Here is a 23,144-nt window from a genome sequence, read left to right as displayed (position 1 = left end):
GTGGAGGCGGAATGATGCCGCGGCGCCTTGGCATGCGCCGGCAGCCGGCGCCGGGCGATTGCCCTGCCGAGAAAAAACGGCCCGGCAAAACCGGGCCGTTGCACGCATCGGTAACGAGACAGCAGCGTGTCAGCGCGCCGGGCTCAGCAGGATGCGTTGCTGCGCCGACGCTTCCACCTTGTCGCGTGAATAGAGCAGGGGGAAATAGTCTCCCTTGAGCCACATGTCGGCCAGGTCGCGATAGTGCGGGTTGTCCGGGTTGCCCGACTGCCCTGGCGAGTTGATGGCGCGCGAGTTGTCCCAGTTGCCCACGTCCACCACCACCCGGAACGAAGCGCCATTGGTCTGCCGGAAGTCGCTGACGCGGTAGGTCGACTGGTTTGGCGTATAGGCGCCGCCATGCTTGGGCATGGGGCCCACATTGATGCGCGCCCGCGTGGCATCGTCCACCGCCGCCGCCAGCGGATGCTCCATCAGGTTATGGTGCAATTTGCCCCATTGCCACTGCCTGGGGTCCGGTCCCTGCAGCTTGGTCAGTTCGTCGTACGCGGCTGCAAGGCTGGACAGGAGCACCTGGTTGCGGCGGGCGATCGCGTTGTCGCCAAACAGGGCTTCCGGCTTCTCGAGTGCATCGAGCATCACAGCGACATCGGGCGCCGTCATGGCCGCCGCGGCTTCCGGCTTCAGCACCGCCTTCTTGAATGCATTGCCCAGATGCCGCGACAGCCAGACTTCATACAGCGCCGCCGGCGCCGAGTCGGTGCGCTCGATATAGTCCCATCCGGTAAACACTTCCTGCGCCGCGTGAGCTTTCGGATCGGCGGCCGGGACAGGCTGCACCAGGGTCACCAGGCGGCGAGCGGGAATGGCCAGATCATCGTTCTGCAGACGCATTGAATCCTCGATCGACACCTTCGGCAATGCCGCAAGCACTTCCTCGATACGCGTGTGGCGGGATCCATTGGTCCACTCGAATCCCAGCTTGCGCTCCTTGTACGGATAGTCCGCCGGCAGGTTCATCTGGTTGGATGACGAAAACCATCCATTGGCCGGGTTATAGGCGAACGGAAGGTCGTCGCCGGACCAGAATCCGTTCCACTCGTAGCGGCCGTCGCCGGGCACCGGCAGTAGGCCGTCCCAGTTCGGGCGCCTGGGCGCCAGGCCACCCGGCACCCAGCCGATGTTGCCCTGCACGTCGGCATAGACCTGGTTCTCGGTCGGTGCGCCCCAGTTCAGCATCGCTTTCTTGAAGTCCCGGAAATTGGTCGCCTTCATGTAGTCGACGCTGCCGAAGTAAGGCGCCATGCCCGGTTCCAGCCAGCCGGAACGCACTGCGAACGCACGGTTCTTTTCCTTGTCGACAAAGATGACCGGGCCATGGCGGGTGAAGGTCAGGGCCGCCGGCACCGGCTGCGCGCCCTTGACGGCGATCTGTTCCTGCACCGTGCGGAACGGCTCCCATTTGCCCTGATAACGATACTGGTCAGGATGCTCGGGATTGAGTTCATAGACATACAGGTCTTCCTGGTCGATGTTGAAGATAGTGAGTCCAAAGGCGATGGTGCCGTTATGGCCGATCGAGATTCCCGGCAAGGCCGGTTCGCCGGCGCCGATGACATTCATGCCGGGCGCATTCAGATGCGCGATGTAGCGCAGCGAGGGCGCGGAGTAGGCCCGGTGCGGATCGTTGGCCATGATGGCGCGCCCGGTGCTCGACTTCGACGGCGAGATTACCCAGTTATTGCTGCCTTCCGTGATTTCATCAATGCGCTCGGCAGCGGCAATGCGTATCGACGCTTCCCCGGCCGCGCTCTGGATCGCTTCCTTGGTGATGCGCACGTTTTGCGTGGCCAGCTGGAATACTTTCAGCAAGTCCTTCGGCAGGCAGGGATCGAGGCCCTGCGGCATTTGCGCCTCCCATGACGGCGTCAGGCCGAAACGAATCTCATCGGACTTCAGATCGGCCTTGCAGGCCACCGCGGCGCGCGCGACTTCACTGTTGAGGTTGCGGGTAAGGCCGTGGCTGCGGATGCGCACCACGTCTTCCGGCTGCCACTTTGCCGGGGCATAACCGAGCTTCCTGAATTCAAAGGGCATCCGTTCAGGGTGCGCGGCGAGGAAATCGACATAGGCGTTGATGCCGGCGACAAACGAGGTGGCAATGGATTGGGCTTCGCTGCCGTAGGCCTTCCACTCGCGCTGCATGTCGCCGCGGTAGAGGAACAGACGGGTGGCTTGGTCCTGGGGCACATAGGATGCACCCAGTACTTCGGCCAGCTGGCCCAGGCCGCGGCGGCGCCAAAGGTCAATCTGAAACAGGCGGTCCCGCGCGGCATTGAAGCCTTGCATGAAGAAGGCGTCTGCCTGGGTGGCGGCATAGATGTGGGGCACACCCCAGCGGTCGACAAGGATCTCCGCGGGTTTGGACAGCCCGCCGACCTGATAGCTTTCGACGGGGATCGCTTCCTTGGCTTGCGCGACCGATGCGGCCTGCAGCGATACGGCGAGCACAGCAGCCCACAGGGGGCGAATGTTGACGTCCATCCAGATCTCTCCATTATTTTTATCAAAGAGCAGGGATCTTAAGCGACGTCGGACAGGTTTGCCGTGAACCGGTAGGGGATGGATTGACCGGCACGAGATATCCCGCCCTGGCATGCGCATTTCCCGAGCCACGAGGTGTCGGAGTCGTCTGCTGCGATGGCGGCAGGACGGCATCGTGGGAGTTGACCTTGACCTCGGCCCCGGCAGTCAATTCCGGTATGACGCGCGGGCGGTAATGCGCCGCTCTCTCCAAGGGAAGCCCGCTATCGAAGGCGAGGCCAGCGGTGAGGGGAAAACGAAGCAATGGCCTGCGGTCTTCAACCCCGCATGGCCGGCTACCTTCCCACGGACGAAAACCTTGGGAAGGACGACGATTGCCGAAAGCTTTGCCTGACCAGGTCTTCCAGCGCATCGATTTCCAATGGAAGGGAGTACAGGAAGCCCTGGCTGTAGTCGCAGCCTGCGGCCCGCAGCCATTCGTGCTGCGCCCAGGACTCCACGCCCTCGGCGACCACTTTCAGCCCGAGCTTGTGGGCCAGCAGAATCATGGCTTCGACAATGGCGCTGCTGGCCTTATTTTCGCCACACCGGGTCACGAAGGATTTGTCGATTTTCAGGTAGTCGACGTTGTAATTTGCCAGGTAGGACATGGAGGAATAACCGGTGCCGAAGTCATCGAGGGCGAACTGGATTCCTGCCTCCCGGAATGAAGCGATCAACTCCATCGTTTCGCTGGTGGCCTGCAACAGCAGGCCTTCGGTAATTTCAATGATGCAGCTTGCCGGGTCCAGGCCAATTTCCTTCAGATGCAAGACCCAGTCCAGTTTCGGGAGATTTTTTTTCGAAGAAAATTCGAGCGGCGACTTGTTGATACTGATCTTGAACTGTCCGGAACATACATTTCCCAGACGCAGCGCCGCGGTTGCCGCTTCGGTGAATACCCAATCCCCAATGCGGTTGATCAGGCCGGCTTCTTCCGCCAGGTGAATGAAATGATCCGGTTGAAGCAAGCCGCGTGTCGGATGCTTCCATCTGAGCAAGGCTTCCGCCTTCGCAATGTTTCCCGTACCCATGTCGACGATGGGGTGAAAAACCAGTTGCAGTTGTCCATCGCTCGCATCATGCAGGTCGTTGGTGATTTTGATGCGTGTAATAACCTCGTCCTGCATTTTTTGAGAAAAAAAGCGGCAGCAGTTTCGGCCCGCGTTCTTTGCCACATACATTGCCTGGTCCGCATTACGGATCAGGTCATTGGCCGAGCTGGCATCTTTGGGGAAAAATGTGATGCCGATGCTGGCTGATATGTGGAAGGCGTTGCCCGCTAAGGTCGTCGGTTCGGATAGCCTCCGCAATATGTCCTCGGCAATCAATTCAACCTGGGTGGAATCTGCGATGTCCGTCAGCAGGACGGTAAATTCATCGCCGCCGAGCCGGGCAGTGGTGTCGGATTCGCGAACCGACGCCTTCAGCGCGTCGGAGACGATGCGCAGGAGTTGGTCGCCAGCGCCATGCCCGTGAAGATCATTGACTTCCTTGAACCGGTCGAGATCGATAAACATCAGGGCAAAGGGTTGTCCTGAGCGCTTTCCGTGCATGACTTCATAATTGAGCCGGTCGAGGAAAAAGCTGCGGTTCGGCAGACCAGTCAGCGAGTCATAATTGGCGCGATACCAGATCTCGTGCTCGGCATTTTTTTTATGGGAGATATCGCTGAGTGTGCCGATAAGCCGCTTTCCCTTGCCATCTTGCCCGCGTTCGACCACTGCGCCGCGGCTGAGCACCCATTTCGAGTGGCGATCCTTGCATCGGATGCGATATTCATGTGAAAACCATCCTGGGTCGCCATTTCCGCATGCCTCAATGACTTGGGCGACATCGGCGCGGTCTTCGGGATGAACCAGCGCCAGCCATTCATGCAGTTTTCCGGTAGCGATGTCATCTGGACCATAACCGAGAATTTTTCGCCATGCCGGGGATAAGGTGCACTTGTCAGACGCGATATCCCATTCCCAAATGCCGTCGCCGGTGGCTTCCAGTGCCGCCCGCCAGCGCTGTTCGCCGGAGCGGAGATTTTCCTCGGCCTCCTTGCGCAGCGAGATGTCCAGCAGGATGATAATGGCGCCTACGATCTCGGCAGCCTCATTTGTATAGGGAATAACGCGAAGGCAGAACCAGGTCCCGTCCGTGCTTCGCACTTCCTTTTCGACTTTTTCACGCGTGTGGAGAACGCTTTTAATGTCGGCTTCCAGGTTCTTGTATTGCAGGCAATGGGAAATATCCAGCAGCGGTCTTCCGGCATCACCGGCCCTGAGTCTGAACACGGTTCCTGCAGGCGCCGTGAAGCGGATAATCCGCATGTCGAAGTCGACAAAAATCAAAGCCAGTTCTGTCGCCTCGACAAAATTTTCAAGATCGTCATTCGCTTTGGCTATGCTGGAAACCATTTCGTTCAGAAGCGCATTGCCTGCTTCCAGCGTATCCCTGTTCAGCTGGAGTTCATTGGACGTGGTGCGCAATTCTTCGTTGATCCAATACAGTTCCTCGTTAAGAGCAGCCAGGCTGTTGACCGTTTCTTCGTTGTCGAGGGTCAGCCGATGAAATTCATCGCGGGAACGCATCAGTTCAGCGTACAGGTCAGAAACCAGGTTCTGGTTGGCCGCTGTGACTGAAAATTTTTCTTTTTCCCCCTGTTCGGCAACGTCGAACAGGATCATCCGTATCCGGTTTTCCATGTCAACGTGAAGCGGCCTGATTGTGACCAGAAGATCAGTACGGTTGCCGTCTGCCCCCAGTCTGGTATGGGAAAACGCGACAGCGCCTTTAGCATGGCGAGCCTGTGCCAACGCGACGGTTAATGAAGGTCGCAGCGATGCTTCAACGGCCGTGAGAATGCTTGTCGGAATAACAGGCTGAGCAACGATGTAATCAGTACCGCGCTGGGAACAAAAAACGATTTCATCGCGATCATTGACTAGGACAAATGACAGACTTGATGTCACGTCTTGGAGATAGTTTCCTCCATGCAATATATTCATTCCTCGTTTTCTCCTCACTCCCAACGCTATTTATTTGCACATTCTTTCTGTTTAATTTGTCAAAAGCCAGTTTCCATTAATTAAACTTGTGATTACAAGTAGAAAATGTTCTGCTACTTTAAACCGGCAACGGCGCTTGCGCCATCTCTTATTGAGATCGAAATGGCTTTCCGCACCCGGTTTCCTTCATCGGAGTTGGCAAAAGGAATGCCTCAAAACCGATGTAATTAACGGAGCGGCATAGCAAGGAAATTCGGACCACGCACGATGTACCCAATAACGCCTGCGATATCTGTTCCAGCACCTGAAACGGGTTAGGATGACCGGCAAAAGGGTTTCAAGTGTCGGCTTCCACGCTTCCGCCACAAAGACATTGCGCAGGCGCTGGTCTGTCGCTCGGTACAATGGTCAGCGCGCGCGGAGCATGGCCGGGTCAGCTGTATCGAAGCGCATGGCCTGGCGGAGCGGGCGTTTATCAGGCATTCCGCCCCTCCCTCATTCTTGCATTGCAAATTTATCGATTTGCTCACATGATGGGCGTTTGCCCGCAACCAGCTTCTTGGCGTTCAGTTCGTACATTGCGCCATGGGGCACAGGTTTTCTCACTATGAATGACGACAACGACAGCAGTATTGAGCAAGTTCTTCCAGCCGTTCCAGATTACCTACCCAGCAAGCTCTCTTTCTTTGTCGTCGGCATTGGAGCTTCAGCGGGCGGCATTGAAGCATTGAAGCGCTTCTTTGACGCCATGCCAGCCCAGAATGGCATGGCATTCGTCATCGTGCTGCATCTCTCCCCGGAACATGAAAGCAATCTCGCCGCGATATTGCAGAGCCACACCCGCATGCCCGTGACTGCCGTCACCGAAACCGTGACGATCGAGCCCAACCATGTGTACGTCATTTCGCCGAATCACAACCTGGCCTTCGACGGTGGCCAGTTGCATACCGCGACAGTCGTCCGTCCTTATGGTCGCCATGTTGCCGTCGACGAGTTCCTGCGCAGCCTGGCCGAAGTACACCAGGAACATGCGGTCGCCATCATCCTGTCAGGAGCGGATTCGGACGGCGCCGTCGGCGTCAAGCGCATCAAGGCAACTGGCGGCGTGGCCATCGCCCAGCTTCCCGAGGATGCAGAGCACGATTCCATGCCGCTCTGCGCCATTGACAGTGGCGTCATCGACTGGGTGCTTCCGGTGTCCGAAATGCCGCAAAAACTGCTGGAGCTGGTCAATAATGCCGCAGTCATCCAGCTTCCGCCTGCCACTCTGGAGAAGGCGGAACTCGGCGTGCCGTCGTCGGCGCTGTTGACTCGCCCCGAGGAGCAGGCGCTGCAGCACATCTTCGCCATCCTCCAGCAGCATACCGGCCACAGTTTCTACCATTACAAGCGTGCGACAGTGCTCAGGCGTCTCGAACGCCGGCTGCAGGTCAACCGCCTGCCCGATCTGCTGGCATACCAGGACTTCCTGATCGAGCATCCCGAGGAGGTGCCCAAGCTGCTGCAGGACATGCTGATCGGGGTGACCAATTTCTTTCGTGATCGCAGGGCGTTCGATACCCTGGAGCGCGAGATCATTCCGCGTATTTTCCAGCAGGCCGTGACAGCCGAACCGCTTCGCGCCTGGTCCGTGGGCTGTGCTACCGGCGAAGAAGCCTATTCCGTCGCGATGCTGCTGGCCGAACGGAACGCATCGAGTCCCGTGCCGCGGGCAATCCAGGTCTTTGCATCGGACATCGACCAGCAGGCGATCGAAGTCGCCCGCCATGGCGTCTATCCGCAGTCCATTGAAGTCGATGTGATACCGAGCCGCCTGCATCAGCATTTCAGCAAGGAAGAGAAGCGCTATCGCATCAAGCGGGAAATACGCGAGATGGTGACCTTCGCCGCGCATAACATCCTGCATGATCCGCCATTCCTGAAAATCAGCCTGGTCATCTGCCGCAACCTGCTGATTTACCTGAACCGGGATATCCAGAAAAAGGTATTCGAGATACTGCATTACGCATTGGCGCCCAATGGATATCTGTTTCTTGGCAACGCGGAAACCGCCGATGTAGCATCCGACCTCTTCACGCTGGTCAACTTGAAGGACAAGATCTACCGGGCTCTGCCTGCCAAGTCATCGTTCGTCAACGTCGTGCCGGAGCCGACCCTGCGCAGCACCCTGCAGGGCACCGTGCCATTGCCGAGGGAGGTGCTCATCCAGCACAGCGTCATTAACGAGCCGCTGCAATGGCGGTTGCTCGAGCAGTTTGGCCTTGCCGGCGTGGTCATCGATGACAAGGACGCCATCCTGTATGCGACAACAGGGGGCGGCGCCTTTCTTCGCTATCCAAGTGGCGAACCAACCCGCAATATTCTGGCGGTGGTGGATCCGGCGCTGCGGCTGGAACTGCAGACAGGACTGTTCCATGCCAGGCAAGCGCGTCAGAACGTCATCACGCGCTCTGTTCCGTCGTCCGGCAACAGCACGGACAGCATCATTCGCATCCGGATTCAGCCAGGAAAGCCTGAACAGAACGGGTCGTTTCCGATATTGCTTCTGTTCGAACAGGAACAGGATGCGAAGCATCTGGCCGTGGTACCCAATGCAGCAGGCAACGACGAGGTGGTGGTGCGGCTGCAGCAGGAGTTGCAACAGACCAGGGAAGAATTGCAGTCGGCGGTTTCGCAATACGCCACTGCGCTGGAGAATGCCAAGTCCGCCAATGAGGAGATGCAATCCATCAATGAGGAATTGCGTTCCGCCACGGAGGAACTGGAAACGAGCAAGGAGGAACTGCAATCGATCAATGAAGAGCTGACCACGGTCAATGTGGAACTGAAGCTCAAGGTCGACGAGACCGCCAAGGCGCATGACGATTTGCAGAATTTCGTTGCCGCCACCGGCATTGCCACGATCTTCATCGACCGTGCCCGGCATATCCGCAGCTATACCAAGCCGTCCCTCAAGCTCTTCAATCTGATCGCCAACGATATCGGGCGGCCGCTGGCGGACATCACCTCCCAGCTCGACTATCCCGACATCGACAAAGACATTGCCAGTGTATTCGAGCACTTGCAGCCGGTGGAGCGGGAAGTGCCAGGCAAGCAGGGCGAATGGTATATCGCCAGGCTGCTGCCGTACCGGACTGCCGAAGACCGCATTGCCGGCCTGGTGCTGTGCTTTATCGATATCTCCACGCGCAAGGCCGCCGAGGAAAGGCTGCTGTACAGCGAACAGCGCATGCGCCTGGTGGCCGCCAGCACGCAGGACTATGCAATTGCAACGCTGGACAGCGAAGGACTTGTGACAAGCTGGAATGGCGGTGCCGAACGCCTGTTTGGCTACTCCGAGAAGGAAATGCTCGGGCGCTCGGCCGCGATCCTGTTTCAGCCGGAAGACCAAACCAATGGGGAATACCAGAAAGAGCTGCATCAGGCGCAGGAGGCGGGCCGCGCCGAGGACGAGCGCTGGCATATGCGCAAGGATGGTTCCCTGGTCTACTGCAGCGGCATTACCTCGGTTTTGACGGAAGACGCGATGCAGGGCTATGTCAAGATTTGTCGGGATATGACCGGCTCGAAGTGGGTCCAGGACCAGCAGGCAGCCAGGCTCGAATGGGAAAAGCGGGAGCGGGTCCGCGCGGAAGAGGCTTCCCGCCTGCGCGACGAATTCTTTGCCGTGCTTTCCCACGAGCTGAAGCAGCCCCTGAACCTGATCCAGCTGTCGGCGGAAATGCTGAGCCGGGTGCCGGAAGCGACGACCCAGCCCATCATTGCAAGGAGTGCGAAGACCATCAAGCAGATGGTCGAGAGCCAGGCGAGAATCATTGACGACCTGATGGACTTGTCGCGGCTGCATACCGGCAAGCTGGCGCTGAACCGGAGCACCATCAATTTCAGTCAGGTGGTTAGCCGCGTGGCAGACATGATGCAGGAGCAGGCGCGGCAGTGCCAGATTGCACTGGTGCTTGAACCAATGCCGGAAAGCCTGCCGGTGTATGGCGATGGATTGCGTCTCGAACAGGTGGTATGGAACCTGCTGAGCAATGCGCTGAAGTTCACGCCTGCCCATGGCACAGTGTGGATACGCCTTGCGCTGGAAGGCACCACCATTTGCCTGGAAGTCGCGGATACCGGCAAGGGCATCGGACCGGAGTTCCTTCCCAATATTTTCGACATGTTCCGGCAAGGCGATACCGGCACAACGCGCCAGTATGGCGGCATGGGCATTGGCCTGGCCTTGGTCAAGCAACTAGTCCAAAGTCATGACGGACGTGTCGAGGTGCATTCCGATGGGATAGGGCAGGGCTCTCAGTTCCGGGTATTCCTGCCTCTCGTTGCGCAACGGGGCGAGAGCGCGCCGCCCGCGACGCCGAGCAGCACGGACCTTGCAGGCAAACGTATCCTGCTGGTGGACGATACGGTGCAGACGCTGGCATCGCTCGGCGATTTGATGTCCCTGGAAAAGGCGCACGTCACTACAGCATCCAGCGGCGAGGAAGCGATCCGGCGCGCGCAGGAAGCCGTCGAGGCATTTGACCTGATCATCTCCGACATCGGCATGCCAGGCATGGACGGATATATGCTGCTGGAAGCATTGCGCAAGATACAGACGACGGCAACGACGCCAGCCATCGCGCTGAGCGGCTTCACGCGACCGAAGGATGTCGAGCGGGCGCTGCAGGCAGGATTCCGGGCGCATGTGCGCAAGCCAGTCGTGTTCGATCAATTTCTGGCGCTGGCCGCCAAGACCTGCAAGTAGACGGAGGTGCGCGACATCGTCACGACTTCCGTTTTCATGTTTGGCATCCATGACTTCGGCATTTTTCTTCTAACCAGCCTCCTGCTGAACCTGACCCCTGGCACGGACACCTTCTACATCCTCGGACGGACGCTGTCACAGGGCCGAAGCGCCGGCATGGCTTCGGTGCTTGGCATCGCCAGCGGCGCGCTGGTGCATACGCTGGCGGCGGCTCTTGGCTTGTCAGCGCTGCTGGCAGCGTCAGCGACCGCTTTTTTCGTGATCAAGATGGCAGGTGCCGGTTATCTCATTTATCTGGGGGCAAGGATGCTGTTGGCGCGTCAACCGCCGGCATCCATTTCCTCGGGTTTTTCTTCGTCGGCGCTGTTCGCGGTGTATCGCCAGGGATTGCTGACCAATGTGCTCAATGCCAAGGTGGCGCTGTTCTTTCTGGCCTTCCTGCCGCAATTCGTTTCGGTTGATAGCGACAGCGCTCATCTCGGTTTCGCGGCGCTGGGCCTGTGTTTCGTCCTCAGCAGCACGCTGTGGTGTTTCTGCCTGGTCTGGTTCGCGTCGGCCCTGCGTCGCTACCTGATGAACGATGAAACGGTCGTGACCGTCCTTCACCGCGTGGCAGGCGGGCTGTTCATCTGCCTGGGGCTGCGCCTGGCCGCCAGCCGATAACAGTCTGTCTTCCTAATCCAGCCGGATGCCGCGCTCGCTGATCAGCTTGCTCCAGCGCGCTGATTCGCGCGCCAGATGTGCGCCAAGCTCGTCCGGCGTCGAGCCGATCGGTTCGGCGCCGATATTCTGAAAGCGCGCCTGCACGTCCGGCTGCTTCATCGCGCCGGTCAATGCGGCATGCATCTTGTCGACGATGGGCCGCGGAGTGCCAGCCGGCATGAACACGCCGAACCACGGCGCGACCTCGTAGCCCGGCAGGCCTGCTTCGGCAATCGTGGGAACGTCGGGCAGGGCGGACGACCGCCTGGCCGTGGTCACGCCCAGCGCCCGCAGCTTGCCCGAGACGATATGCGGCTTGGCCGAGGTAACGCTGTCGAACATGATGTTGACCTGTCCGCCCAGCAGGTCGGACACGGCCGGGCCGCTGCCCTTGTATGGCACGTGGAGAAGGTCGACCCCGGCAAGCGAGGTGAACTTTTCCCCGGCCAGGTGGATGGAGGTGCCATTGCCCGCGGAGGCATAGCTGAGCTTGCCAGGCGACTTCTTCGCCGCGGCGACCAGGTCGGACACTGTCCTGATATCGGGCAGGGTGGAATTGGTCACCAGCACGTTGGGCACCACTGCAAGCAGGCTGACCGGTGCAAAGTCTTTGAGCGGGTCGTAGCCCAGCTTGCCATACAGCGGCTTGTTGGTTGCCATGCCGATCGAGGTGATCATCAGGGTATAGCCGTCGGCAGGCTGCTTGGCGACGAATTCGGCGCCGATGTTGCCGCCCGCGCCGGGCTTGTTCTCGATCACGATTGCCTGGCCCAGCGTCTTCGACGCCTTGTCGCCCAGCGTGCGGGCAATTGCGTCCATCGCGCCGCCAGGCGGGAAGGGCACGATCCAGCGCAGCGGCTTGCTCGGCCAGTTGGGTTCGGCTTGCTGTGCATGCGCGCCCGCGGATGCTGCAATGGCGCTCACCGCAGCGAGCAGGGTCAGGACGGCGTTCTTCACTGTTCATTCCTTTGATTGGCGTGATTGACTGCTTCAGCAGTGCAGGCATCGATGCGCCGACCATGGACCATGGACCATGGTCTGGCCTGCTGCCGAAAGGCTAACCTCGACCGGCCTGCCGGATGCGGCTTGATGGATGCTTGCAGCGACATCGCGTCGGCTGGCGCCGGCCAGCGCATTACCGCTGTCCTGCACGCTGATGCGCTATTTACAGAATAGTGAGCCGCCAACGCCCCGTCCAACACTGATCCAGTATATTTTCGATACCCGAAAGGTATATTCCTTGCCGACGTTGAAAGGCATAGGAGCCCTGCTGCCAGGCTTGAGCCTTGGTCAGGCTGCGGCGGTTGTCAGCGGCAATGAGCATGAAGCAAGGTGATGAAAGAAAGTGATTTCCCTTTCATCGCCTGGCGCTTCGCGTTGGCGGATCGACGCAGCTTTTTCATTCGCTGTAGCCGACGCCGTTTCTGCCAGGGATTCAACCGGGCCACTATGAGCAGTATTTGGCACGGGCTGCGGGAATGCCCGCCTGATGGCGGCCAAAGCTCACTATCCTTCCGGAAGGCCCGTCCTCGTCATTCCTGCTGCCTTGTCGCACCCAACGCCGCAAGAAACTGCTGGCTGACTGCGCCGATGATCTCCGCGCGCGGCGCCGTGCGGAGCTGCACCAGCGCGATCGAGCGGCTCTCCGTGGCCTGCTGCACGGGCAGCACCCGCAGCAGCGGATCGTCGTCCCAGGTGCGTTGGACCAGCCTGGGCAGCATGGCAACGCCCAACCCTTCGCGCACCAGCTCCACGATGGCTTCGATGGAGTTCAGCTCTAGGAATTCCTGCGGCTTGGCGCGCAGGCGGCGCAGCGTGCGCTCGACCAGCTCCCCGGTATGCTCGTTGCGATTGAAGCGGATGAATGGATAGCGCTCCACCATGGCCCGGGGTGCGGCGGCGCGTGAGCTTGACGGCGTGAGCAGCACCATGGGCTCCTCATACAGCGGCGTCCATGCCAGCGTGGGACGGTGGAGCGCCGGGTTGTGCACCACCACGGCGGCATCTAGCTCGCGGTTTTCCACCTGCGCGACAAGCTGGCTGGATTTGCCCGACACCACATGCAGATCGACCGCCGGATGGCGACGCTTCAGTTCCAGCGTGGCGCGCACCAGTTGGCTGAGCCCGGACACGATCGCGCCGAACTGCACAGTGCCCGCCAGCGGCGCATCCGCCTGCGTGCCCTGCCTTGCCTGTTCATACAGGGCCACGATCTGCGTGGCCACCGGCACCAGAGCCCGGCCCTGTTCGTTGAGGCTGACAAGCTTCCCGCTTCGGGTGAACAGCTTGCGCTTCAGATCGTCTTCCAGGGTGCGCATCTGCAGGCCAACCGCGGCCTGGGTCAGCGCCACCCGGTGGGATGCCGCGCTGAAGGAGCCTTCCGCGGCGACGGCAAGGAAGGTGCGAAGTACCCGGAGACTGGCCATGATGCTAAAGAATTCCTTTCAACAAGCAGAAGAGATTATCGCTTTCGCAAAAGATAAACCATTATCATAATCGCTGTTATCGGCTTTCATCCGTGTTGTCTTCCAGCTGCCCTCACCGCTCTGCAAGCGACCTCATTTCTGGAGATTTCCATGTCCCACCCTGTTTCCCGCCGACTCTTTGCCTGTACCGCCGCCATGCTGGCATGTGGCTCTGTGAGCCTGGCATCGCCGGCGATGGCCGCCGAAGCCTGGCCCAACCAACCGCTGAAGCTGCTGGTGGGCTTTGCGCCCGGCGGCGCCAACGACATCGTGGCGCGCATCATTGCCAAGGAACTGCAGCAAAGCCTGGGCGAGACCGTGGTGGTCGACAACAAGCCCGGCGCGGGCGGCCTGATCGCCAGCGAGGCGGTGGCCAAGGCGCAGAAGAACGGCTACACCCTGCTGCTCGGCTCCATCGGCAATAACACCATTGCGCCGGTGCTGGCAAAGAAGCTCAATTTCGATCCGCGCAAGGACCTTGAACCGATCACGATCGTGGCCGAGGCCGGCAATGCGCTGCTGGTCAATTCCAAGCTGCCGTACAAGAGCGTGAAAGACTTCATCGAAGCCGCACGCAAGGAACCCGGCACCATCAACTATGCCTCTTCCGGCACCGGGTCGACCCTGCACCTGGCCGGCGCGCTGTTTGGCCAGCAGGCGAACGTGAACATCGTGCATATTCCCTACAAGGGCAACAGCCAGGCCATCAATGACGTCATCGCCGGCCAGGTGCAGGCGATCTTCTCGGGCATTCCCTCGGCGATCTCTTCCTCGAAAGCCGGCCAGACCCGCATCCTCGCAGTGACCACCCCGCAACGGTTGAAGTCCCTGCCGGACGTGCCCACCGTGGCCGAGTCCGGCGTGCCAGGCTATGCCTTCACTTCCTGGTACGGCCTGTTCACCACGGGCGGCACCGATCCCGCCATCGTGCAGAAGCTGGCGCAGGAAGTGCGCAAGATCATCGCCAAGCCGGAGGTGCAGGCGCAGTTCGAGGCGCAGGGCCTGGAGCCGGTGAGCAGCGATCCGGCAAGCTTCAAGGCCCAGGTCAATCGGGAGCTTGACCGCTGGAGCCGCGACATCAAGGCAATGAACATCAGCCTCAATTGATACAGGGCGCAACCTTGCCCAAGGTTGTGCCATTCACGGATGCCCCGCCAGCACGGGGCCGGTTCACCTTCATACAGGATTACAAGTCAGCCATGTCCAATGCATCGTTCGTTCCAGGTAACCCCTACTCCTCCACACGGATTCCGGTCTTTGCACGCAACGCGGTGTCCACTTCGCATCCGCTGGCCGCACAGGCGGGCCTGCGCATGCTGTGGCGCGGCGGCAATGCGGTCGATGCCGCCATCGCGGCAGCGGCCGCGATGGCCATTGTTGAACCGGTCAGCAATGGCCTGGGCTCGGACGCCTTCTGCATCCTCTGGGACGGCAAGGAACTGCACGGCCTGAATGCTTCAGGCCGCGCACCGCAGGAATGGACGCCAGGGTATTTCGAAAAGCGCTATGGCCGCCAGGCCAAGCCGCCGCGGCGCGGCGTGGACTCGATCACCGTGCCCGGCGCCGTCAGCGCCTGGGTCGCGCTGCATGAGCGCTTCGGCTCGCTTCCCTTTGCCGAGCTGATGGAGCCGGCCGCTGAAATCGCCGAGCGCGGTTATCTGGTGCCGCCGGTGGTGCAGCAGAAGTGGGCTGCCGGCGCGCCCGAACTGGAGAAGCAGCCCGGCTTCCGGGAAAGTTTCCTGCCATGGGGCCGGCCGCCGCAGGTGGGCGAGTTGTTCCGGTTTCCGGCGGCGGCGCGCGCGTTGCGCGCCATCGGCGAAACCCGCGGCAAGGCCTTTTATGAAGGCGAGATCGCCCAGGCAGTGACCTCCTTCGTGCAGCAGCACGGCGGCGCCCTGAGCATGGCCGACATGGCGGCGAACCAGCCGGAATGGGTCAAGCCGCTTGCCAAGAATTACCGCGGCTATACCCTGCACGAAATACCGCCGGGCGGGCAAGGCATTGCTGCCCAGATCGCGCTGGGCATCCTGTCGAACTTCGACTTGGCCAGCCTGGGCGCGGACTCGGTGGCTTCCCAGCATCTGCAGATCGAAGCGATGAAGCTGGCCTTCGCCGATGTCTACCGCTATGTGGCCGACGCCGGCATGGAAGTGACGAGCGAGCAGATGCTGGATGATGCCTATCTGGCTAGCCGCGCGAAGCTGATCGACCCGAACCGCGCGCAGGACTTCCAGGCGGGCAATCCGGTCCAGGGCGGCACCATCTACCTGACCGCGGCCGACGAAAGCGGCATGATGGTCAGCTTCATCCAGAGCAATTTCGCCGGCTTCGGTTCCGGAGTGGTGGAACCGACCTTCGGCATCAGCCTGCAAAACCGCGGCTTCGGCTTCAGCACCGACCCGGAAGGCCCCAACCGCGCCAACCTGGTGGGACCGGGCAAGCGCCCCTTCCACACCATCATTCCCGCTTTCCTGACGCAGAATGGCCAGCCCGTGATGAGCTTCGGCGTCATGGGCGGCAACATGCAACCGCAGGGGCACATGCAGACAGTGGTTCGCATGATCGACTACCATCAGCCACCGCAAACCGCATGCGATGCGCCTCGCTGGCGTTTCAACGAAGGCCTGGAAATCAATGTGGAGTCCAGCATGGACCCGGCAACGGTTGCAGGCTTGCAGGCGCTGGGGCACAAGGTAGAGGTCATCGACGACCCCTACCAGGACTTTGGCGCGGGGCAGTTCATCTGGCGCATGGGGGATCCGGCGGTAGAGGGGTATCAGATCGCCAGCGATCCGCGGCGGGACGGGTTGGCGGCGGGGTTCTGATGGAGGTTCAGGGGCCTTTGGCCTTTGGCTTTTGGATGAAGGTGCCGATTGGAAGTGCGGGGCGTATGCGGGTGTGTTTTTGAAGTGGCCGGTGCCGTTGTCTTTGAAGTGGCCGGTGCCGTTGCAGTGAAGTCCCGTTGATCGCGCCGTGACGGCGATGCCTGAAGCGGATAAGGTGCGGCGTCTGTTTGAGCGCAGCGGAGCGTAGCGAGTTTAGCCGCGCCCCGCTTCAGGCGTCGACGGCACGGGGACCCCGCGCAGCGGGGCGCGATCACCGGGTCGCCTTTTCTTGCCTACTTCTTTTGGCGAAGCAAAAGAAGTAGGTCGCCCGCCGGGGCGAACACCCGGCCTGGTCATGACGATAGTGCAGTCGGGTTGTTTCACCAGGGGTAAGGCGTGACTGCGAAGCAGCTTTGCTTTTGACGTTAAGCCATGTTCCAACGAACACGTCAAAGACAACACCGACGGTGCTGCCCGTGCCTTGCCGGGTGACGCAAGGCGGTTGCACTGCCGTGGAGACAAGCCGGGAGTCCGTCCCGGCGGCCGGGTCACTTTTTTGCTTCGCCAAAAAAGTAACCAAAAAAGGCGACCCGGTGATCGCGCCCCGCTGCGCGGGGTGCCCGTGCCAGCGGTACCCGGAGCGGGGCGCGGCTAAACTCGCCAAGCTGCGCTTGACTCAGACAGACGCCGCACCTTTTCCCGCTCCGGGCACCGCTGACACGGCGCGCTCAACGCGACTTCACGGCAACGGCAACGGCAACGGCAACGGCAACGGCAACGGCAACGGCAACGGCAACGGCAACGGCAACGGCAACGGCAACCGCAACGGCAACCGCAACGGCAACCGCAACCGCAACCGCAACCGCAACCGCAACCGCAACCGCAACCGCAACTGTCGCTGCGCGCGCTTCAAAAACAACGGCAGTGGCAGCCGCTGGCATCTACCCCTTGAGTACCTAGACTGATCCCAAGATCAAACCCGTGTCACACCTACCGCGATTCGCAGACGCATCCCGCCAGTGCCTCTAAAACCTCCGAAGGCTTAACCAGCCACCTACTCGGTCCAGCTCATCTGCTCCCGTCCCAACAGCGCCGCCGACGCATCCGGCCCCCAGCTCCCTGCGGTGTAGGGCAGCGGCTTTTCCCGCAGTTCGCGCCAGCCGTTCAGGATAGGGTCGGCCCAGGACCAGGCAGCTTCAAGTTCGTCGCGGCGCATGAAGTGGGTCAGCCTGCCTCGCACCACATCGATCAGCAGGCGCTCGTAGGCTTCGGCCCGGCGCTGTGAAAATGCCGACTGCAAATCGAGGTTGAGATTCACCGGCAGCATCGTCATGCCGCTGCCGGGCTGCTTGGCCATGATCTGCAACTGGATGGACTCTTCGGGCTGCAGGCGGATCACCAGCCGGTTGGCGCGGGTGCGCGGGGCATCGGGAAAGATCGAGAACGGCGGGTTCGCGAAATCGATCACGATTTGCGACAGCCGCTTCTGCATGCGCTTGCCGCTGCGCAGGAAGAAGGGTACGTTGGCCCAGCGCCAGGTATCGACATACGTGCGCAAGGCGACAAAGGTCTCGGTATTGCTGCCAGGCGGGACCCCCGGCTCTTCGAGATAAGGTTTCACGGCCTCGCCATCGACCGCGCCCATCGTGTACTGGCCGCGCACCGTGTCGCGGGCGATGTCGCCCAGGCCCATGCGGCGCAATGAACGCAGGACCTTCAGTTTCTCATCCCGCACTGCATCGGGGTCCAGCGATACGGGCGGCTCCATCGCGATGATGCACAGCAGTTGCAGCAAATGATTCTGCACCATGTCCCGCAGCGCGCCGGTGCCGTCGTAAAAGCCGGCGCGGCTGCCGACGCCCACCGTCTCGGCCACAGTGATCTGCACGCTTTGTATCGTCGGCGCGCGCCAGAGCGGCTCCAGGATGCCATTGCCGAAACGCAGCACCATCAGGTTCTGCACGGTTTCCTTGCCCAGGTAGTGGTCGATCCGGTAGATCTGCGATTCGGCAAAGTGCCTGCCCACGGCAAGGTTGATTTCCCGCGCCGAAGCGAGATCGTGACCCAGCGGCTTCTCCAGCACCACCCGGCTGTTGGCATCCACCATGCCGCAGGCCGCCAGGTTGTCGCAGATCGTCATGAACAGCGCAGGTGACGTGGCGAGATAGAAAGCCCGCTCGACGCCGGCACGCGACTGCCCGGCCAGCCGGCGATAGCCGTCGGCATCGGTGGCATCCATCTCGACGTAGTCCAGCATCTGCAGAAAGCGCGTCCAGGCCTCCGGCTCGAAGTTGGTGGCCTGAATGAACGGTCGCGAATGCTGCGTCAGGAAATCAACGTAGGCATCGCGGCTGTATGCGTGCCTGCCGACGCCGATGATGCGCGTGGCCGGCGGCAGATTGCCGTGCAGATGGGCCATGTAGAGCGCTGGCAGCAGCTTGCGCACGGCGAGATCGCCGGCGCCGCCAAAGATGATCATGTCAAGCGGCATGGCCGCTTCCGGCATCTGGGTTTTCGTGTACATGAGCGTGGCTGTCGAGTTGGGTGGAAATTCCGGTTGGCGTGGCAATGTGGTCAACGTCGGGCAATGCATGCAGAGGGCGGAAACCGGACCCGGAAAATCACCGCGCCGTATCTGATGCTTGCGCGATCATCCCGGTTGCCATAAGAGATTCATAGTTCAGGAGCAAGGGCGAATTATAAGGCGACACCTGGCGCACCCGTTTGTCGGCAGCCATGTGGTCAGTGCCGGTCCTTCGACGAACTGGCCGGAAGTGGCTTGTGCTCGGGCCGGATGGGAGGCAGTGTTCAGACGCAAATGCACGATCAGTACCAGGCAGGAAAGCCGCAAGCGAAGTAAATGGTCAGACGAAAAAAGCAGCCCCGACTTCGTAGGGAGCACTACCGAAGGGCATTGCACCCCGCGATCGCTACGATGGCTAACCTCCAATAAAAAAACCGGCGCCGCAGCGCCGGTTTTCTTTTGCCCCGCATGCCGCCTTGCGACGGCATGGCAATGGTTCAGGGCTCTTCCTGGAACGCTTCCTCGCGCTTGGACTTGATCGACGGCAGCGCCACGATCACCACCAGCGCGGCCGCCGCCAGCAGCAGGCCCAGCGAGATCGGCCGCGTGAAGAACACGCTGAAGTCGCCCCGCGACAGCAGCAGCGAACGGCGGAAGTTCTCTTCCATCATCGGCCCCAGCACGAAGCCCAAGAGCAGCGGCGCACCTTCGCAGCCCAGCTTGATGAACACATAGCCCAGCACGCCGAAGCCCGCCGTCATGAACACGTCGAACACGCTGTTGTTGACCGTGTAGACGCCAATGCAGCAGAACACCAGGATCGCCGGGTACAGGTAGCGGTACGGCACGGTCAGCAGCTTGATCCAGATGCCGATCAGCGGCAGGTTCAAGATCACCAGCATCGCATTGCCCAGCCACATCGACACGATCAGGCCCCAGAACAGGGTCGGGTTGCTGGTCATGACCTGCGGGCCCGGCTGGATGTTGTGGATCGTCATTGCGCCCACCATCAGCGCCATCACCGCATTGGGCGGAATGCCCAGCGTCAAGAGCGGAATGAACGAAGTCTGTGCCGCGGCGTTGTTGGCCGACTCGGGACCGGCCAGGCCTTCGATAGCGCCCTTGCCGAACTCGGCGCTGTTCTTGCTGACCTTCTTTTCCATCGTGTAGGCGCCAAACGAGGCCAGCGCCGCGCCGCCGCCCGGCAGAATGCCCAGCATCGAGCCCAGCGCGGTGCCGCGCAGGATAGGGGCGGCCATGCGCTTGAAGTCGTCCTTGGACGGGAACAGCGTGGTGATCTTGTTGGTGAAGACTTCGCGGTGTTCCTTCTGCTCGAGGTTGGTCATCACCTCGGCAAAGCCGAACACGCCCATGGCCACCGCGGCAAAGCTCACGCCGTCGGACAGTTCGGGAATGTCAAAGGCATAGCGCGACACGCCGGTATTGACGTCGGTGCCGATCACGCCGCCCAAGAGGCCCAGCACGATCATGGCGATGGCCTTGATCAGCGAGCCCGAAGCCAGGACGACGGCGCCGATCATGCCCAGCACCATCAGCGAGAAGTACTCGGCCGGGCCGAACTTGAAGGCCACTTCGGCCAGCGGCACCGCGAAGGCGGCCAGCAGCAGCGTACCGACGCAGCCGGCAAAGAACGAGCCGATGGCGGCGGTCGACAGCGCCACGCCGGCGCGGCCGCGACGGGCCATCTGGTAGCCGTCGATACAGGTCACAACAGACGAGGTTTCACCCGGCAGGTTGACGAGAATGGCGGTGGTGGAGCCGCCGTACTGGGCGCCATAGTAAATGCCGGCCAGCATGATCAGGCCGCCCAGCGGGGGCAGCGCATAGGTTGCCGGCAGCAGCATGGCGATGGTGGCGATCGGGCCCAGGCCCGGCAGCACGCCGATCAGGGTGCCGATGAGGGCGCCGATGAAGCAGTAGGCCAGGTTCATCGGCAGGCTCATGGTCAGGCCGAAGACCGAGAACGGCTCCAGGGCCAGCACCGCGCCGAAGCCGGTGGAGAGGTTGGCAATCAGGGTTTCCATGTGTGCTCCTTAGGCGCCGAGGAAAGTGGGCCAGAGCGGAAACTGCAGACTCAGGGCATAGACGAAGACGAACAGGCACAGCAGGACCAGCACGACGGTGTTGATCAGTGCGGCGCGCCAGCCGAACTCATGGCTGGCATAGCTCGATACCAGCACCACGGTGACGAGGGAAATGATCAGTCCCAGGCGCGGCAGGAACAGGCCGAAGAGCACGACCGAGCCGAGGATGAGGACGATGGTGGACCAGGAAAAGCGGTCGACCTTTTGCGTTTCAGCCTTGGAGGAAAGCGCCATCAGGGCGATGACGGCGCCCATGATGACGAGGATGACGCCGAGTACGGTGGGGAAGTAGCCGGGGCCCATACGGGCGGCCGAGCCGAAGGTGTAACGGGTACCAAACCCGGCGAAGAAAAGGCCGAAGGCGGCAAACATCACCCCCGACCAGAAGTCTTTCTGGTTCTTGATATGCATGTTGTGTTTCCTCTACTTTTCGGCGGCGTCTAGCAGAATGGCATTTCAGGCGTCGCGGCACTGCATCGACCATGGCCGTAGCAGTGCGATATGCCACCCAGGCCCTCAATGATCGAGCGGGGAACCTGGCCCAGGCAGGAACGTCAGCCGGGCTGGGTCGCAAGACCATTCCGTTAGATGCGCCGAGCAAGGTCTCTCGCCTGGAGGGCGAGGAGACCCTTGGATCTAAAAAGAATTGTGTTGGAAGTCGACGATGTTTATTCCGGTTGGACGCCGGCCGCTTCGATTACCTTCTTCCACTTCGCAACTTCCGAGGCCAGAAACTGCTTGTGAACTTCCGGGGTAGCCCTGCTTTCAGCGACCGGCTCAGTGCCCAGGCCAGCAAAGCGTTCGATGACCATCGGATCCTTCAGCGCTACCTTCAATGCACCGTTCACCTTCGTCACAACCTCGCGTGGCGTGCCCTTGGGTGCATAGAGACCATGCCAGACGGCGACGTCCAGTGCCGGCAGATCAGCTTCACGGGTGGTCGGCAGGTCCGGCAGAACCGCCAGCCTCTTTGGGGTGGTGACGGCGTAGGCCTTGATCTTGCCCGACTTGATGTAGCTGGTGGTGTTGGTCGTCTGGTCGCACATGATATCCACCTGACCGCCCAGCAAATCATTCATTGCCGGAGCCGTGCCCTTGTACGGAATCGTTGCAACCGTCACGCCGATCGCTTCCTGAAACAGAAGGCCGCACAGATGGGATGCCGAGCCGGTACCTGCATTCGCCAGGTTGACCTTGTCCTTGTTGGCCTTGACGTACTGAACCAGTTCACCGAGGTTCTTGGCTGGGAAATTCCCTTTGGCCACCACGGTCATCGGGACGTCAGTCACCAGGCCCATGGTCTCGAATCCGGTCAGTGCATCATATGGCAGCTTGCGATACAGGCTGGGGGCGGTCGACTGGCCGATATGGTGCAGCAGCATGGTGTAGCCATCGGGCGCGGCGCGGGCGACCCGGGTTGCAGCAATCGTGCCGCCGGCGCCGACGGTGTTTTCGACGATGACTTGCTGGCCCAGGGTTTTGCTCATCGACTGCGCAATCAGGCGTCCCACCACGTCGGTCGGACCGCCGGCGGCAAAGGGTATGACCATGGTCATTGGTTTGCTAGGATAGGTTTGCGCACTCGCTGCACCAGCCACCAGGGCGGCGGCGGTAAAGGCATAGCGTAATACTGATTTCATGACATCTCCGTTCTTATATGATTATCCATTCATGACGACCGAAGGTAGACATCACCTCCCATGCCCTCATTTTTTACAGGCGGCATTCCCTGTGGGCGCGAATGATAATTAAAAATTCAAAACCGTGCCATTGTGGAAAATACGGACCGGCGATTGCCGCCGAGTTGATCGCGAATCGCTCAGCCAGGCGCGTTGATCACGGTCTGCCTCCCTGTTGCAGGGCGACTGCTCGGCTGGCGCATGTTGCCCCGCGAGTTGTCCGCACGGGTGGGAGTTCCCCGGCTCGCTGCTGCGCAGCAGCATCGGCAAGGCGCCGGAACGCTAATTGCAACCAGTACCAGGCAGGAAAGCTACACGCTAAGTAAATGGCCAGAAGAAAAAAGGAGCACTCCCCGGGATGCAGTACCCGAAAGGTATTGCACCGTGGGAGGTTGAATGACAGGCGCGCATGACCCATCGCGGCGACCGCCGGTCCGGTGCAATGCCCCTGCGGGTAGTGCGTCCCGCGATCGCTACGATGGCTAACCTCCAATAAAAAAACCGGCGCCGCAGCG

General features: G+C 60.9%; 13 protein-coding genes. 5 read left to right on the top strand and 8 right to left on the bottom strand.

Annotation, left to right across the window (positions count from 1 at the left end):
• Positions 1-129: 129 nt before the first annotated feature.
• Together ABC383_RS24535 and ABC383_RS24530 are read right to left on the bottom strand one after the other, a co-directional pair.
• Positions 130-2,544 (bottom strand): penicillin acylase family protein, encoded by a 2,415-nt coding sequence (locus tag ABC383_RS24535; RefSeq protein WP_413018108.1) that lies wholly within the window; start codon positions 2,542-2,544, stop codon positions 130-132.
• Between the two features lie 335 nt (positions 2,545-2,879).
• Positions 2,880-5,579, bottom strand: a complete 2,700-nt coding sequence (locus ABC383_RS24530) for a putative bifunctional diguanylate cyclase/phosphodiesterase (RefSeq protein ID WP_413018106.1) — start codon at positions 5,577-5,579, stop codon at positions 2,880-2,882.
• A gap of 319 nt (positions 5,580-5,898) precedes the next feature.
• Between ABC383_RS24530 and ABC383_RS24525 the strand changes: the two genes are divergently transcribed.
• Positions 5,899-10,329, top strand: coding sequence for a CheR family methyltransferase (locus ABC383_RS24525; RefSeq protein WP_413018104.1), 4,431 nt, complete (start codon positions 5,899-5,901; stop codon positions 10,327-10,329).
• 36 nt (positions 10,330-10,365) lie between these two features.
• Positions 10,366-10,992, top strand: a complete 627-nt coding sequence (locus tag ABC383_RS24520) for a LysE family translocator (protein WP_413018102.1) — start codon at positions 10,366-10,368, stop codon at positions 10,990-10,992.
• A 12-nt stretch (positions 10,993-11,004) separates the two neighbouring features.
• On the opposite strand, the gene ABC383_RS24515 is transcribed toward ABC383_RS24520, so the two are convergent.
• Both ABC383_RS24515 and ABC383_RS24510 read right to left on the bottom strand, forming a co-directional pair.
• Positions 11,005-11,988, bottom strand: a complete 984-nt coding sequence (locus tag ABC383_RS24515; protein ID WP_413018100.1) for a tripartite tricarboxylate transporter substrate binding protein — start codon at positions 11,986-11,988, stop codon at positions 11,005-11,007.
• Between the two features lie 575 nt (positions 11,989-12,563).
• Positions 12,564-13,457 (bottom strand): LysR family transcriptional regulator, encoded by an 894-nt coding sequence (locus ABC383_RS24510; protein WP_413018098.1) that lies wholly within the window; start codon positions 13,455-13,457, stop codon positions 12,564-12,566.
• 150 nt (positions 13,458-13,607) lie between these two features.
• Here ABC383_RS24510 and ABC383_RS24505 point away from each other — a divergent pair, with 150 nt between their 5' ends.
• The 3 genes from ABC383_RS24505 to ABC383_RS24495 all read left to right on the top strand — a co-directional run bounded on the left by ABC383_RS24505 (position 13,608) and on the right by ABC383_RS24495 (position 17,286).
• On the top strand, positions 13,608-14,603 hold the full coding sequence (locus ABC383_RS24505) for a Bug family tripartite tricarboxylate transporter substrate binding protein (RefSeq protein WP_413018096.1): 996 nt from the start codon (positions 13,608-13,610) through the stop codon (positions 14,601-14,603).
• A 92-nt stretch (positions 14,604-14,695) separates the two neighbouring features.
• A complete protein-coding gene (locus ABC383_RS24500; protein WP_413018094.1) occupies positions 14,696-16,321 on the top strand; it encodes a gamma-glutamyltransferase family protein in 1,626 nt (541 codons plus the stop codon).
• Positions 16,322-16,740: 419 nt separating this feature from the next.
• The gene (locus ABC383_RS24495) at positions 16,741-17,286 is read left to right on the top strand and encodes a hypothetical protein (protein ID WP_413018092.1); all 546 of its coding nucleotides are present in this window, start codon (positions 16,741-16,743) and stop codon (positions 17,284-17,286) included.
• 89 nt (positions 17,287-17,375) lie between these two features.
• Here the strand turns inward: ABC383_RS24495 and zwf are convergent, their stop codons facing one another.
• From zwf to ABC383_RS24475, 4 genes are all read right to left on the bottom strand, one after another.
• A complete protein-coding gene (gene zwf, locus ABC383_RS24490) occupies positions 17,376-18,845 on the bottom strand; it encodes a glucose-6-phosphate dehydrogenase (protein WP_413018090.1) in 1,470 nt (489 codons plus the stop codon).
• A 497-nt stretch (positions 18,846-19,342) separates the two neighbouring features.
• Complete coding sequence (locus tag ABC383_RS24485; RefSeq protein WP_413014696.1) at positions 19,343-20,890, bottom strand: tripartite tricarboxylate transporter permease; 1,548 nt, start codon at positions 20,888-20,890, stop codon at positions 19,343-19,345.
• Positions 20,891-20,899: 9 nt separating this feature from the next.
• Positions 20,900-21,361, bottom strand: a complete 462-nt coding sequence (locus tag ABC383_RS24480) for a tripartite tricarboxylate transporter TctB family protein (protein ID WP_413018088.1) — start codon at positions 21,359-21,361, stop codon at positions 20,900-20,902.
• 257 nt (positions 21,362-21,618) lie between these two features.
• Positions 21,619-22,590 carry a tripartite tricarboxylate transporter substrate binding protein BugD gene (locus ABC383_RS24475; protein ID WP_413018086.1) on the bottom strand — a complete coding sequence of 324 codons (972 nt, stop codon included), beginning with the start codon at positions 22,588-22,590 and terminating at the stop codon, positions 21,619-21,621.
• Positions 22,591-23,144: the final 554 nt, after the last annotated feature.

This window comes from Noviherbaspirillum phoenicis (assembly GCF_047237965.1).
In the GTDB taxonomy this organism is placed as follows: domain Bacteria; phylum Pseudomonadota; class Gammaproteobacteria; order Burkholderiales; family Burkholderiaceae_D; genus Noviherbaspirillum_A.
This window is presented reverse-complemented; position numbering and strand designations above follow the sequence as displayed.